The sequence below is a fragment of the Desulfosporosinus sp. HMP52 genome (genome assembly GCF_000765145.1).
GTDB lineage: Bacteria > Bacillota > Desulfitobacteriia > Desulfitobacteriales > Desulfitobacteriaceae > Desulfosporosinus.
This window is the reverse complement of record NZ_JMGA01000067.1, coordinates 1-14,116: the sequence shown is the minus strand read 5'-3', so window position 1 is coordinate 14,116 and position 14,116 is coordinate 1. Positions and strand designations below refer to the sequence as shown.

At 39.0% G+C, this 14,116-nt stretch carries 13 protein-coding genes; 6 read left to right on the top strand and 7 right to left on the bottom strand.

Going from position 1 to position 14,116, the window contains the following annotated elements; all coding sequences use genetic code 11:
* Positions 1-19: 19 nt before the first annotated feature.
* From DP73_RS20635 to DP73_RS20620, 4 genes are all read right to left on the bottom strand, one after another.
* Positions 20-1,444: a phosphoribosyltransferase family protein gene (locus DP73_RS20635; RefSeq protein ID WP_034602222.1), complete on the bottom strand. Its 1,425-nt coding sequence runs from the start codon at positions 1,442-1,444 to the stop codon at positions 20-22.
* The gene (locus DP73_RS20630; RefSeq protein ID WP_205623422.1) at positions 1,395-2,570 is read right to left on the bottom strand and encodes an HpcH/HpaI aldolase/citrate lyase family protein; all 1,176 of its coding nucleotides are present in this window, start codon (positions 2,568-2,570) and stop codon (positions 1,395-1,397) included. The genes DP73_RS20635 and DP73_RS20630 overlap by 50 nt, the downstream gene beginning before the upstream one ends.
* 284 nt (positions 2,571-2,854) lie before the next feature.
* Complete coding sequence (locus DP73_RS20625) at positions 2,855-3,211, bottom strand: DsrE family protein (protein WP_034602220.1); 357 nt, start codon at positions 3,209-3,211, stop codon at positions 2,855-2,857.
* A 285-nt stretch (positions 3,212-3,496) separates the two neighbouring features.
* On the bottom strand, positions 3,497-5,332 hold the full coding sequence (locus DP73_RS20620) for a PAS domain-containing protein (protein ID WP_034602219.1): 1,836 nt from the start codon (positions 5,330-5,332) through the stop codon (positions 3,497-3,499).
* Positions 5,333-5,633: 301 nt separating this feature from the next.
* On the opposite strand from DP73_RS20620, the gene DP73_RS20615 reads away from it, so the two are divergent.
* Together DP73_RS20615 and DP73_RS20610 are read left to right on the top strand one after the other, a co-directional pair.
* Positions 5,634-6,026, top strand: a complete 393-nt coding sequence (locus tag DP73_RS20615) for a DUF6173 family protein (RefSeq protein ID WP_128751455.1) — start codon at positions 5,634-5,636, stop codon at positions 6,024-6,026.
* A 193-nt stretch (positions 6,027-6,219) separates the two neighbouring features.
* On the top strand, positions 6,220-6,402 hold the full coding sequence (locus DP73_RS20610; RefSeq protein WP_034602218.1) for a hypothetical protein: 183 nt from the start codon (positions 6,220-6,222) through the stop codon (positions 6,400-6,402).
* Positions 6,403-6,547: 145 nt separating this feature from the next.
* Here DP73_RS20610 and DP73_RS20605 read toward each other — a convergent pair whose 3' ends face one another.
* The 3 genes from DP73_RS20605 to DP73_RS20595 form a co-directional block, all read right to left on the bottom strand.
* Positions 6,548-8,014 carry a flotillin family protein gene (locus DP73_RS20605; protein WP_034602247.1) on the bottom strand — a complete coding sequence of 489 codons (1,467 nt, stop codon included), beginning with the start codon at positions 8,012-8,014 and terminating at the stop codon, positions 6,548-6,550.
* A 50-nt stretch (positions 8,015-8,064) separates the two neighbouring features.
* A complete protein-coding gene (locus DP73_RS20600) occupies positions 8,065-8,595 on the bottom strand; it encodes a membrane protease regulatory membrane protein (RefSeq protein ID WP_034602217.1) in 531 nt (176 codons plus the stop codon).
* A gap of 82 nt (positions 8,596-8,677) precedes the next feature.
* The gene (locus DP73_RS20595; RefSeq protein ID WP_034602216.1) at positions 8,678-9,355 is read right to left on the bottom strand and encodes a PspA/IM30 family protein; all 678 of its coding nucleotides are present in this window, start codon (positions 9,353-9,355) and stop codon (positions 8,678-8,680) included.
* Between the two features lie 531 nt (positions 9,356-9,886).
* Between DP73_RS20595 and DP73_RS20590 the strand changes: the two genes are divergently transcribed.
* The 4 genes from DP73_RS20590 (at position 9,887) to DP73_RS20575 (ending at position 13,498) form a co-directional block, all read left to right on the top strand.
* Positions 9,887-10,480: a DUF1836 domain-containing protein gene (locus tag DP73_RS20590; protein WP_034602215.1), complete on the top strand. Its 594-nt coding sequence runs from the start codon at positions 9,887-9,889 to the stop codon at positions 10,478-10,480.
* 426 nt (positions 10,481-10,906) lie between these two features.
* Positions 10,907-11,173: a hypothetical protein gene (locus tag DP73_RS20585; protein ID WP_014902082.1), complete on the top strand. Its 267-nt coding sequence runs from the start codon at positions 10,907-10,909 to the stop codon at positions 11,171-11,173.
* A gap of 499 nt (positions 11,174-11,672) precedes the next feature.
* Positions 11,673-12,146: a hypothetical protein gene (locus tag DP73_RS20580; protein WP_034602214.1), complete on the top strand. Its 474-nt coding sequence runs from the start codon at positions 11,673-11,675 to the stop codon at positions 12,144-12,146.
* Positions 12,147-12,367: 221 nt separating this feature from the next.
* Complete coding sequence (locus DP73_RS20575; RefSeq protein WP_034602213.1) at positions 12,368-13,498, top strand: MFS transporter; 1,131 nt, start codon at positions 12,368-12,370, stop codon at positions 13,496-13,498.
* Positions 13,499-14,116 lie beyond the last annotated feature (618 nt).

Here is a 14,116-nt window from a genome sequence, read left to right as displayed (position 1 = left end):
CCGGTTATAATCCATTATTTTAAATTCTCACTCTGTCTTCTGAGGTTTCTATAGATGAACCTATAACAAAAACCAAGCGCGGCATCTTAAGTTCAGCAAAAACCTTTAATAAGGGCTTTAAGCGCGCAAAAGGCACTTCCCTTTCCAGAAACACATAGACCTCATCATAATAGTTGGGGGGAATGTTATATAGATAAAAATCAAGACCTTCATCGTCAGGACTGCTGAAGGTAAATCTATTTTGAATCCCATAGTCAGGCTTGGCAAAGGGATAAATCGGGCTTCTGGTGGTGGAATGATACTTTATACCGTCACCCATATAAGCGGAAATGAGCATTGGAAAATACATGAATTCACCGGTTCCTAGGCAAAGGGTTTTTTTACCTGACCTATCTAACTTTAACTTCTCCCCAATTTCCTTAGCTAAGGGCAAAATTTCTCGATCTCTCCTGCTGGACAACCCAAATCTACCGGTTAATCCAAGATAAGGCGAAAGACTTGGATTTCCTTTGGAATCAAGGGAATAATATGAAATTATATCCTTTAGATCTAAGAGTTTTTGTTCTATGGGAAGAGAAAAACCCTCAGTAATATCGGATTCAGCTCCAAAGTTTCGTGGTTCCCCTTGTTCTCTTCGTTCGTTTAAAGAGGAACCGCTCACCTCTATTTCCCCCTCTAACAGAGAAATGGTGTGAATTCTAACATCAAGAAGTTGTTCTAGCTTCTGATAGTTAGCCCGGTTTTCTTTCGTTCTCCAATCTAAGAGGGATAAGACCACATAATCTTTTTTCGGGAATTTAGCGTGGATCGCTCTAATAATATTTAAAGCTGTGTTTCCCGTGGTTATCTCATCATCAACAAGAACAATGGTTTTGGGATTTCGAAGTAATTCTGGATCCACGGGATAACATCGATGATTAACAGCATGAGAATGGTCTTCCTTAAAGTCTAGCACTGGGGACAATAGAGGAATCTGATCCCTGGTCGTATGTAGGTAATGGGCATTATCAAAGGCGCTAAAGGTTGCTTGCCCTAAGCCTGTTGCTGTTTCAGCGAAACCTATGAATAAAGTTTCCTGAGGCAGTACAAAGCGAGGTTTGGAAATTACAGCTTCATAAATTTTTCTTGTATCCTTATTCTCTTTTAAGGCTTGTACAATAGACGATGTATCGGCATGATTTACACCATGAATCCTAGCCATAAATCGAACAGCTAAACTGCTTCCTGCCAGCAAAGGTATAAAGGGATCCACCGGTACATGCTTACCAAGAACCTTGCTTACAAACAAAAACCCTCGTTTCTTGTTCTGTCTTGCCGCTAGTGAATATAATACTTGAGGGTCAATATTGAAGGGATTCTTAGTTAGGGTAACGGATACCCTTTGCCCTTCTACATTATAAGTATACATCTTCGGTAAAGAGGCTGATGAAATTGTGTTGTTCATGAAATACCCCATAACTCTTTGCTCTTAACAAAATTTTCTGCGCCCAATTATAATGTGGCTTCATTTCATTCATCTTATTAGTATAATGGCTTTTCGTAACCCCTTGCAAGCCATTACTGTTCTCAATAATACTCAAAGCATCTAAATACTCCTCATACCCAACAATATATAGGGATTGTACCGGAATGATATGACTTGGATGAATAATGGTCTTGCCAATAATTCCGTTTTCTTTGTCCAAAATAACTTCACGGATAAGACCGTCGACATATTTATTCAGAAGCTGGCTTCTAATCTTCGTTCGATTATTCCCGAGATTATCATGAAACTGTTCAAAGGGACTCTTGCGCAGTTGCGGTTTAAGAACTCTTCCTCCATTAGAGAAGTACTCCCAAACGGGACCAGAGACTACGTAATCACTCTCAAAACGGCTAAATATATTTATAATATCGGAAATACAATCACGTATTACCGTTATATCATAGATTGTTACATCCGGGCCTCTACGAATTCCATAATAGCCCGAAAAATCCGTTGCCCCGATTCGTACATTTAAAACTAAGTCATGATAGGTATCTAAAAGCCCCTTTATGTCCATTAATTCCTCAAAGCGGGATTCTCTATAGATGACCTCAGTACTTTCAATAATAGGCATTCCATAGAAAAATCCTGTTGTTTGATTCAGGCTCTTGATAGTTTCAAAGTATCGATAACTTTCTGATGTGAATTTGGGAAAGACAAAGCCCGTGATTATCTTACTGCTGTCTCCCATTCTCTCTATCAGGCGCTGAATCTGTTCGGGATCCCTAACTCTAATGAAGATTAGCGGCAGTTCAAAGGACTCTAACTCCTGGTTTTCTAAGGTGTTATAAACTTCTCGGACTTGTTTTGTCAGATTCTCCTCAGCAAACGGTACTTCAGCATCTCCAATTGAATCTTCCAGACACAAGACAGTTGAGGCAAGTCCTCGATACTTATTAGAAATTATGTCTGAAGCTATAGTCTCTCTAGTCCCTGGCATATAGAGGGACGCACCCAAGGCGTGTGAAAGAATCCCTCGGGGAGTTTCCTTGTTGAAAAACTCCGGAGCTTTAAAGAATGTGGCCTTAAGGCCTTCTTTAGTCAAATAATTAAAGTGTCTCACTCAATCGTACTAGCCAAAAGCTGTACTTCTCTCCTTCCTCGGACCGATATAGATTCTATATACTTGTCTTACTTAAGAATACTACTAATTCCTTCCTATATGGTGAACATTTGGTGAAATTTGTGTTAAATCTTAGTAAAACAATCCTTTTAAATACATTAATCAACATAAAAGAAACCCGGGTCAACCTATTAAGGTTAAGGCGAGTTCCTCTTCGTTGCTTCTCCTAGCAGCATATTACTTCACAGACACCCATTTTAGTATCCTTAAAAGGTAAATACTTTTGCTTCAGCCGCTAGATCGATAAGCTGAGCTGCTGTAGACAATTTTGCCCCTGCAATAAATTCATCTTCGCCGAAGAGCCTATATCTGGCACAAGGAGTACAAATGTAAAATGGGACTTCCTTCTCAATTAAGTAATCTATATAAGTTTTAGCATCATCCCCGGTAGGTGCCTTAACATTATCCGCTAATCCCAAAACCCCATAGACTACTGCGTCATCAACTAAGAAAATATTTACTTCATGACCTTTTTCTTTAGCAACTTTCGCAAGTTGAAATGCCCTAGTTGCCCGTACCGGATCCTCAAGCCCGCGGCTTAGTACAAAAAGAAATTTTTCCAAAGTCTTTCCCTCCTTAAATCCTCTTACCTAGCCTGATCAGTTGGGCATATGCCCAATACCTGATTGATGTATCTTTCTCCATAAATTGTTATTTTCCTTGTGGGTAAGAAAATTAATTTTAGGGTAGACATCCGGTTGCATCATTCAAGATTATTATTCCCTGATAAAACATAAAACGTTCACCATTCCACTTTGTCCATGAATGGCGAAGGCTTGTAAGGTAAGTCTGAGACATGGGGGTCGATAATATGAAACACTTAAGATGATATTACTTTGCCATTTGAATTAAGTGAGGTTTTTAAACCGAACAAAGAAGGTAGTCCCCATTGAACCAGTATCAATATCTATCTTAGCGTTATGCCGCGCTACAATGCTATAGCAAACCGCTAACCCCAAGCCAGTTCCATTTTCCTTAGTCGTGAAAAAGGGGGTTCCGATTTTCTCAAGTACTTGAGGGGGTATCCCCGGGCCTTCATCGGATACTGCCAACACTATTTCTTCCTTGTCCATAAAGGTTCTGATCTTAATTGTTCCCCCTGGTAACATGGCCTGGGAACCATTTTGAACAAGATTTAGAATAAGCTGGCGAATTTCTTTTTTATCCAAAGGAATTTTAGAAACTTCTTCAAGTTCTACCATAATATTCTTTTCGGAAACCAATCCATCAGCTTGGATTAAAGGAAATATATCTTGGACAATTTCTTTAAGACTTTGCACTTCTAATTCAACAACTCTATCCTTTGCCAAAGAAAGAAATTCTGTAATAATTGAATTAGCCCTATCCAATTCATCAATCATAAGGGTAAAAAATTCATTGTATTTAAAGCAGTCTTTCTTACTGCTTAACAATTGGAGAAACCCTCGAACGGTGGTCATTGGGTTCCTGACTTCATGCCCGATACCTGCAGCCATTTCACCCACAAGACTAAGTCTTTCGAGTCGGGCCATTTCTTTTTCCATTTTGTTTTTTAAGACTTCTTCCTCATACTCCTTGATTTTTGTGACATCATAACAGATTCCCACATGTCGGATAATTTTTCCATGATTGTCTAATATCCGGAATTTCCTCAACCAAATCCACCGTTCTGTGCCGTCAGGTCTTCTAATTCTATACTGATCTTCAACCAAATCCTGGTTAGTAGCGTGATCGTTTACAAATCCCTGTAGAATACGTTCTTTATCCTCTGGGTGTATGGAATCAATAAATGATTGCGGATTTTCATATAAACTCTGACAGGTTCTTCCCCATACCTGCTCATAGGCAGGGCTAATATAGACGAGTTTTCCACCCTGACGTATCCAGATTACTTCTCCCAGGTTTTCGACAAGTTCTTTGAATTTGGCTTCGCTTTCCTTGAGTTTAATTTCGTTCAGTTTTCGCTGGGATATATCTTGGGCCACTCCATACCAGCGAATTACTTTACCTGAGGGATCCTGATCATACTTTACCCTTTCATGTATCCAGGCGATTTCATCATTTGGCTTAATTAGTCTTAACTCTAATTCAAATTCCTTGTCTTTTAGGGGTTCTTTCATTGTATTTATTATTAAATTTTTGTCGTCAGGATGTACCATCTGCATAAAAGCATCAAAATTTGGTGCGAATTCATTCCGAGTTAAACCACCACATATTCGAATCAATTCGTCAGACCAGTAATTTTCTCCTGTGATCGTATTAAACTCCCAATACCCTAGCCGCGCAAATTCTTGAGCTTCTTCTAATCGTTCTTTTGCTTTCCGTTCTGCTTCTTCGGTTTTTTTCTTATCAGTTATATTACGTCCGGAAGAATACACAAGTTCTTCTGTCCAGTCAATTGTTATTTCCCAGGCTATCCATTTATAAATCCCCTCTTTACATAGGTACCTTCTCTCAATGCTTAATCTGTCTTGCTTATTAATAAGCAAAGACTTTATCGAATTAGTTGCGGCTTGCTTGTCATCAGGGTGTAAAATGGAATATAAGGTTGCTCCCCTCAATTCTTCAGCCGTGTAACCTAAGGCTTCTTCAAATGCCGAGTTTACATACCAGAAATGCCCGTGCATATCAGATATGCACAGCAATTCTGGAGTAATGTTTAATATTCTTTTGTAATGTTCGTTACTTAATCCTTCGTTACACAATCCAAATCCTCCTATGACCTAACAGTCATCTATATTAACTTCCTTTAATCTGCTAATAATTCAGATAGCGGGCTTTACGCGAATCCTAAACATAATCCGTCATATGTTTCTAAATACTATTATCTTTCCCAAATATTCTACACGTATCGCTATTATCCTTTAAAGTTTTAAATCTGAAAAATCTCCAAAATCCAAAGAACTTTTTTTGAATTTAATCATTGACAGGGTTCCCCTATTCTGCTGTCGAAATCTACACCATTGGATTCTAAATTACCTATAACAGTAGAAGGAGGTTTAACCCTTGGATGATTTCTTACCCTCTTTGAGAAAAATGAATCTTGATATTCTCAAAGACCTACCAATGTTTACAAATCCTCAACTTGAATGGATTGAGCAGAATCTAGCTAGCGAATTTTGCAAGAAGATTTATGATCAAATCGTTGAGTTTGATTCTAAGCTTGATAATGATAAACAAGTTGCTGTTCGTTTGGTGAACTTTGGACAATCTGTAACTTTTGTGGTCAACGGCCTGGGATACAGTAACCCAAGCCTTATTCGTTTCTCTGGAACGATGCCTAATGGTTCGCCTGTGGAATTGATCCAGCATGTCTCTCAAATAAGCTTCCTTTTGACTTCATCTTTGCGCGATAATCCTACTGAACCGAAACAAGAGATTGGTTTTAAAACAGAATGAAGCCGCTCTTGCGGCTTCTTTCAGAACAATTGCTTACTGGAATGTACCATTCCGGTAAACATTTGCATGGAGGTATTCCTTCCCATTATTAAAACGTGCTTAAAGTCCTACTAAAAAATGACTAATGACATCTGCTCTTAGTTTCCCTTATCTTGTAAACTGTAGAAAAAAGTCGAAAGGGTGCTTGATAGCTATGTATGGAAAAGCAAACAAACCCGGGACTCTACAAGCCGCTCAATTGATATGTGGAAAAGAAGATTCTCTCACTTTAGTCAGTGAATGCCAAACTAGAATGATGACACCGGAAGAATGGGAGAAATATGGCCCCTTGATCACTGACAAAAGTAAGAAGATACAGAAACCAAAAAACTTCTGATAAGTTCCCGAAAACCGGCTGCTGTGTGACGGTCGGTTTTGATTGGTGGGATCAAGTTTAGCTTGTCTTTTGGAATTAGGTTTGAGGCTATACTTATTAAGAAACTAGCAGGCTACACGTTTAACATGTAGCCTGCTTTGTCATTCTAAACCTGTTGTTTATCTTCAGCCTTTTGTTCTACATAATTATCAGGCTCCTTGGTCAGTCGTTTAACCATGCTTTCCAGATCAATCCCGGATACACTTTTCAACATCGCAGGAGCAGTTGCCATCAACGAGGTAACATAGTTACTAACCCTTGCCGCTCCTTCCCCATGACCGGTATCTACTACCGTCAGTTTATCGATGGATTTCAAGGGTTCCGCAACCTTTCCAGCCAGTTCAGGCAGCATTTTGACGATAATGTCCAGTACAGCGGCTTGACCAAATTTTTCAAAGGCTTCAGCTAGCTTTTCCTTAGCTTCCGCTTCTGCTAAGCCTTTGAGCCTAACGACCTCTGCCTCTGCCGTTCCTTTAGCTTTTTCGGCCTCAGCGATAGCCAGACCTTCTAAGCGTTTTTGTTCGGCATTGGCCTTTGCTTCAGCCTCGATCCTATATTTTAGAGCATCAGCCTCCCGCATTCGCTTAGCCTTGTCGGCCTCAGCAGCCTGTTCAACTGAATATCTGTCAGCATCTGCCTTCTTTTTAACTTCAGCGTCATATTGTTTCTCTCGGCGCAGAATTTCTTTTTCCTCAATTTCTATCTCTTTTTCCTTTCTGACTAAGGAAACCTTCATTTGTTCCTCTATAACCTGTTGCTGAGAGCGGGCCTCTTGAATATGGTAGGCTTGGTCGGCTTCTGCCATTGCCGTGTCCTGATCTTTTTTATAGGAGGCTACTTTGAGTTCTTTCTCTTTGGTGGCTTCAGCAATGCTTGTATCTCTAAGCAGCTCAGCTCTCTGTCCTTCTTCGGTAGCTTTAGCTTTTTGGATTCGGGCATCTCGAACGGCCTGCGCTTCCGCAACTTCCGCATCCCTTTTAACAGCAGCAATCCTCGGTTTACCCAGGGCTTCCAGATAGCCGTTTTTATCTCGGATATCTTTAATGGTAAAGGATACAATCTGTAATCCCATTTTTTTCAGATCCTTAGCTGCCACTCCTTGAACTTCCTGAGCAAATTTGTCCCTATTGCGGTAAACTTCTTCAACAGTCATCGTTCCTAATATGGCTCTCAAATGCCCCTCTAATACCTCCTGGGCTTCCTGCTGTATAGATTCTGTAGGTTTACCCATAAATTGCTCCGCCGCCGTAGCTACATCTTCTACCGACCCACCGATTTTAATAATTGCTACCCCGTCGGCCATCACCGGCACACCCTGCTCCGTATATACTTCCGGGGTGGTCACATCTAACTTATGAGATAACAAGGAAATAAACTGTGCTTGTTGGAAAATAGGCAGAATAAATGCTCCACCGCCCCGAATAATTTTTATCCTTCGACTCGATTCGTCTGTATGGACATTCTTGCTTCCTAAATAAGAGCCTGTAACAATCATAGCCTCATCAGGGCCAACGGTTTTATACCTGGCCCAAAAGGCCATGCCTAATACAAGAATAACCCCCAACACGGTCATAGGAATAGCGAGTACCCCAAAACCTAAAATCTCCAATATTACCTCTCCTCTCAATCTATTTCATAACGGAAAACGAAAAGTATGCCCTCTTTTGTTTCCCCAACCACCACCCGCGTTCCCGCAGGTATCTCCACTTCTTCAAGATTGCCAGCAATTTGGTTGGTGTTTCCGGCTCCCACTTTCATGACCACTTCACCATAGCCTTTTACGGGAATCGGAACACTTACCTCACCGATTTTGCCAACGAGATCTTTTATTGAATAACTCGTAGAGTTTTCACAATTTTTCATAGGTCTTACATAAGAAAAGTAAACCAAGACTGAAGCTGCCATCGAAATTATTACCGAAGTAATGACCACTGGGATACGCTCTAGGGAAGTGTATTGACCTAACATAATCCCTGAGCCTCCAAATACTGTGATTCCTCCAACTAGAACCATAGGCTGCAGAAAATCCAGGTGATCCATGGTGAGGGCGTCGAAGAAACCACCAAATATGTCGCCTAAAATATCTCCGAATATTATGGTTACCAGTGCAAACAGCACTCCACCGATTAAACAGATCCAGTAGATGTCAAGCACTCTACCTCCCCCTCCATGTGCTGTGATATAGGATGTTGGGCATTAAGTTACTGGAATTAAATACGTGATGGATAAATGTATCTTATTCCTTCTTTCTTATAAGATTCTCTTTCAATTCAGACAATTCTTTCTCTATGTCAATCTGATCATTTCCTAGTGCTTCTAATTCCTGATCAAGACTTTTAGCTTTCTCTGATAAATCTCTTGCCACATAGGCTTCTGCTTCCATTCGGAGGACTTTCTCTGCCATTCTATCGAAGTTACGACGAGAACCGTCAGTTCCAAACCCGTTCATGACCCCGTAGATTTCCTTTTGAGCTTTGGCTGCCTGAACCCTTGACACCAATGCATCTCGTTTAATCCGTAGTTTCTCGTATTCATGTTTCATTTCTTTCAGCTCTGATCTAAGCTTTTCAGCTATAGAATTGCAGTTTTGGTACTGTAGTTGATAATCCTCAGCCTTAGCTTTGTTAATTTTTTTGTCTTCTAGGGCTTTGCGAGCTAAGTCTTCCCGGTCTCTATTTAAGGCCTCTATAGCTTGACCCCCTCGTTTCTCAACCATTGCCAGGGCATCATCCAATTGGGCCTTGAATTTCCAGGCCACAGCTAACTGCCTTGCTACAGTTGCCTCAGCATCCGCTATATCTTCCTCCATATCCCGTAGGTATTGATCTAACATTTTTTCAGGTTCCTCAGCCTTATCCAACAGAGAATTAAGATTTGCTCTGATATTGTCACTGACCCTCTTAAATAAACCCATAAAGCTCACACTCCTTTTCTTTCTGGTAATAGAGCAAAAGTCATCTTGACAATAAACTTATTCCAATGACCACAAGCACCGATAACCCTATAAAGAGCAATTCCTCTCTATACTTTTTGAAACCGGTTCTGTCAAACATATATTCGCCTCCTGTTTCTAATTCTAGATAGAGCAGCGCTACGGGCAAACTATGTGTTAACCTTCACGAAAGAAACCGCGTACTATCCTTCTTAATATATAGAGGCTTTATGATAGCTAAAAGGTTACAAGTATTCTACGAATCAAGAAATTAATTTATGTACCTCCTTCCTATATTCCCTTGCGCCTTTTCTATAGTTATATGATATCATAAGTTTATATTAACCTCAAATCGTGGTTTTTATGACTACATGTATTTTGAGTTTAGATTTGCCCTTTTTAGTTAATTTCTCTCTATTTCTCTAAATGTAGCTTTTAATACCACGTGTTTGGTTATGTATTATCTTGAAATAAGGGTTCCTATGCTCTATAATAGATTTGAGGTGATTAACTATGCAATTCAATGAAAAGACCCTTAAACAGTTAGTAGAGGAACTCTCCTTGACCCAAGATATAAAGATCACTGATATTCCAGATATCGATCTTTACATGGAACAGCTGACTTCTTTCATGGATAACAGTCTAAGCAATCAAAAGAGAGACGAACAAGACAAAATCCTAACTAAGACAATGATCAACAACTATACTAAAGCCGGGCTTGTAATGTCTCCAGTAAAAAAGAAATATAATAAAAGACATATAATCCTGTTAATCCTTGTATATTACCTTAAAAACATTTTGTCTATTAACGATATCAAGAGTTTATTTGAACCTGTTCTTAACAATATCGAAACTCCGGAAGATGATTTGATTTCCCTTGAGGACATCTACTCAACTTTTCTAGAAGTAAAAAATATTGAATTAGCTTCTTTTGATGAAAGACTAATAGAAAAGGCAACTATGATCAAAGAAAAGACCCAGACCATCGATAAGGATGGTAAAGACACAGCCGAGTTATTTTTAATCGTCATAATGCTGATAGCTCAAGCAAATGCTCACAAAAAATTAGCCGAAAAAATAATTGATAAATACTTTAACAAAACTTGAACACTATATTAAGCAAAGGCAAGAGAAATGAAATATCTTAAGAATATTCATATCTCTTGCTTTTGCTATTTCGAGAGGGAATTTTCCCTTGAATCTATTTTACCACTTTAAGCCTGGATTGTTGGGAATCAACAGGCAATTCCCAAAATTTAATTTACTTTAACATTTTTTTATAGCCTATTGAATGATTCGTTTGTTCTTGATAGAATCATTAACGGTTGCTATTTAATCATATGCGTAATTCAAGATGAACCCGGACATGCTATAATAAATACCATTAAGTGCTGGTCTATTTCAGTCATTAGCTATTTATTCGATTATACCCAGCGAAATTTAATTTCAGGGGCTTCCTTCTTTTGTGAGAGCTTGGGAATTATAAAGAAAACTCGAAACCCCTTTTGTTTTATTTTAAGGAGGTGATTTTTTATGAGTTATCAGATTGAAGGTGCCATTGTTAAAGTAAAGGATGACACTTTAGCTATTGTTACGGTTAAGCCCCAAGTATTCCAAAGTACTAGCGAGCTTCAAAAAGCTATGAATGCTTATCGTCACGTTTTTCCAGGCATGCCAATCGTCCTAATGAGCCAGGATACACAAGGAAAACCGACCTGGTATGGGCGAAAAAATATAGTAAGCCTTCTCGCCAAAGTAAACCTACGCAGTATCCCATGGAGACGTTATATCATTAATTAGCATTGTATTAGTAGTACATGTATCCGTTCTTAAATTAAATATTTGTCTGAAACTTATTATCCGTATACTCTTGTCTTTAATGGCAAGAGCATACGGATTATTAATTTCCCTCATTTTACCTATTATCATATGACCTTGATTTACTGCCATATGCTAGACAAATTTGGGCGGACATTTTGAAGGTGCAAACTAAATATATTTTCTAAAAACAAGAATTTTTTTACAAACATCCATTGAATTTTATTATCGCAATGTGTATAATGTTATTAGGATAATTAAGAATTGACTAAACATTCTAACGGGTTAAGGCGAATAATTAATTCCTTTTTACGGTTACATTAACATATTCAGGGTGTCATCTCGGCCAAAAGTACAATTTACTGTTTCTTTTATATTTTTATGCATTGTTTTTAAGATTTAATGCAAATATCTCAAGCCGTTGTCAATACATAATGTCGATTTATGTATATAATATTTTTATGGCGAGGAGTGGGGAAACATGGCAAAAAGAAATATAGTAATTGGAGTTACCCCGGTAGAATACGAGAATATGCCTGAATCATTAAAAGGAAAGTTTACACTTGCGGTAGAAGGAGTATCTGATTTATACAGTAAAATGTCTGATGAGTGGGTTGAACATCGCCAGAAGAATAACCTTAATGTCGAAAACAACAACAAATGTAATATGCAGAAAGCTATTTCAATTTCTATGACAGACAAATGCGTATCTCTAGATGCCCTAAGTATTCTCATGAGAATAGGCAGGAAACCTGTATTACTTTCACTTGCCAAGCAAAGCGGAATACCTCATATTGCACATCATGTAAAAAATAGAGTTTTATTCAATTACACTCTCTTAATTTTTGATACAGTAGAAGATGCTCTTAAAATGGCTAAATTCTATGTAGACAAAGCCAATTCTCATTCTAGTGTTCTGGAAAGATGTTCGTATGAATCAACCGGACTGATCTAATAACTACCACTTCAAAAACAGCTTAACTTAAAAAGTTAGAAATGGCGTTCAATTGATAACAATTGAACGTTGTTTTTGTCTAACTCTATCATGTGTAATTATGCTTTTACAGCCAAACCTAATAGGAAGTTATTGCTATAATATTCTTATCCGGTTAAGATATAAGACAAAGCTTAATGAGTACTTAACCATAATAGATCGAATAAAATTTGGGGGTTTCAATGAAAGATGTGTCCCTTAAACTAACCATTGCAATGCATTATGCTAGTCAAGGGGTTTTTTTGCCTTTTTTACCAATACTATTAAAAAATCATGCCTTTTCTTACTCGCAAATAGGAACATTATTAGCAGCAGGAGCAGTCGTAGGAGTTCTCACTCAATCACTTTGGGGCTATCTCTGCGACCGACTTCAGACTGTTAAAAAGCTACTGCTTTTGCAGTTAGTAGCTTCCGTGATCCTAAGTATGTATATCTTTGAAATAAATACTTTTGCCAATCTATTAGTTTATTTAACTGTCTTCTATGTTTTCTTCCGCCCTCTCCCTACAATGTTTGACACACTAATTATTCAGACAATTTCAGCCAATCCGGCACGCTACGGCCATTATCGTATGTTCGGCTCGATTGGTTTTCTACTTACTGCCCTCTTCTCAGGATATTTCCTAAATTGGTTCGGATTGAGTAAGGGCCCTTATCTTATTACTGGCCTTATTGGTTTGTCACTGCTTTGTGCCGTGTTTATTCAAGATACAAACTATGCCTGTCAAACACCAAGATTTAAGGATTTTTCGGAATTAATCAAACAACCGGCCATTCTACAATTCCTTTTAGCGGCGACATTTTTAGGTACTACTCATGTAGCTAATGACAATTTTATTAGTGTCCATCTACAGGCTCTTGGAGGTTCCCTAAAAGATACTGGTTTACTCTGGACAGTTGGTGTAACAACAGAGATCCTGACCTTTGCTGTTCTGAGTCAGCTAAATTTGCAGGGTAAATCTCTGTACTTTTTACGTCTTGTTGCACTGCTCTATGGCCTGCGCTGGCTATTGATGGCCTTCATTACTGACGTAAAAGTAGTCCTCCTTATACAAGTTTTACATGGCATCTGCTACTCGCTGTTTATTACTATGATACAACAATACTTAGTCGTCATTATTCCGAATCAACTCCGAGCTACTGGTCAGGGGCTTATGTATATGACTGTCTTTGGTCTAGGAGGGGTAATCGGCATGATCGGCGGGGGGCAGCTTATGGAACGTTTTGGTTCTTCAAACTTTTATTTATCCTGCCTTTGCTTCGCCCTTGTATCATTCTTTACTTTTCAGAGATTAGACAAAGATAGAGTTTAATGTTATGGCCCATGATTACAGTTGGTCCCGTTCAACAACCGGTTCTGTCGAAGTAGCTAAGGTTCAGTTTTATTTTGACGGCAATTTGATTTCTACTGATTCATCAGCACTCAATAACACTTCCCTAATCACGCTAAAACGAACTAATCTCTAATAATTAGTGTGGATCGTGGAACCCCGACTCCCCAGATTTCTTCAGCGTTTCGTTTCAATATTACAAAACAAGCGAAAGAACTACCTTGTTAGAGATAGTTCTTTCGCTTGTTTACCTGGCGATACGAAAGGCGGATGAGCCTTTCGCCACACTGCGTCTTATAACGCATACTCCTGCAGTGTGGATCCTACTTTCCCAGGGGCTATGCCCCAAGTATCATTGGCCCTGGAACGAAAAGCACGATAGTGTCCTGTGACGAAAGTCTCCGGTGGAGAGTTTCGCCGAAGCCGCTGATCCTAAAGACTCCTTAGCGGCGGAGGATGAGTGCCACCCACCGCAAAGAAACACTTCGTGGCGAAGGAACGAGCTTTTCGCCACACTGAGACTCATAACGCATACTCCTGCAGTGTGGATTCTTAACTTCCGTGTTCGGTAGCAGCATTATGGAACATAGAAAGAACTAC

What these genes read in the sequence shown, in the direction of transcription:
- DP73_RS20635 (WP_034602222.1), bottom strand. Translation starts at nt 1,444, where the DNA reads ATGAACAACACAATTTCATCAGCCTCTTTACCGAAGATGTATACTTAT.
- DP73_RS20610 (WP_034602218.1), top strand. Translation starts at nt 6,220, where the DNA reads ATGTATGGAAAAGCAAACAAACCCGGGACTCTACAAGCCGCTCAATTG.
- DP73_RS20605 (WP_034602247.1), bottom strand. Translation starts at nt 8,014, where the DNA reads ATGACCGTGTTGGGGGTTATTCTTGTATTAGGCATGGCCTTTTGGGCC.
- DP73_RS20595 (WP_034602216.1), bottom strand. Translation starts at nt 9,355, where the DNA reads ATGGGTTTATTTAAGAGGGTCAGTGACAATATCAGAGCAAATCTTAAT.
- DP73_RS20590 (WP_034602215.1), top strand. Translation starts at nt 9,887, where the DNA reads ATGCAATTCAATGAAAAGACCCTTAAACAGTTAGTAGAGGAACTCTCC.
- DP73_RS20585 (WP_014902082.1), top strand. Translation starts at nt 10,907, where the DNA reads ATGAGTTATCAGATTGAAGGTGCCATTGTTAAAGTAAAGGATGACACT.
- DP73_RS20580 (WP_034602214.1), top strand. Translation starts at nt 11,673, where the DNA reads ATGGCAAAAAGAAATATAGTAATTGGAGTTACCCCGGTAGAATACGAG.
- DP73_RS20575 (WP_034602213.1), top strand. Translation starts at nt 12,368, where the DNA reads ATGAAAGATGTGTCCCTTAAACTAACCATTGCAATGCATTATGCTAGT.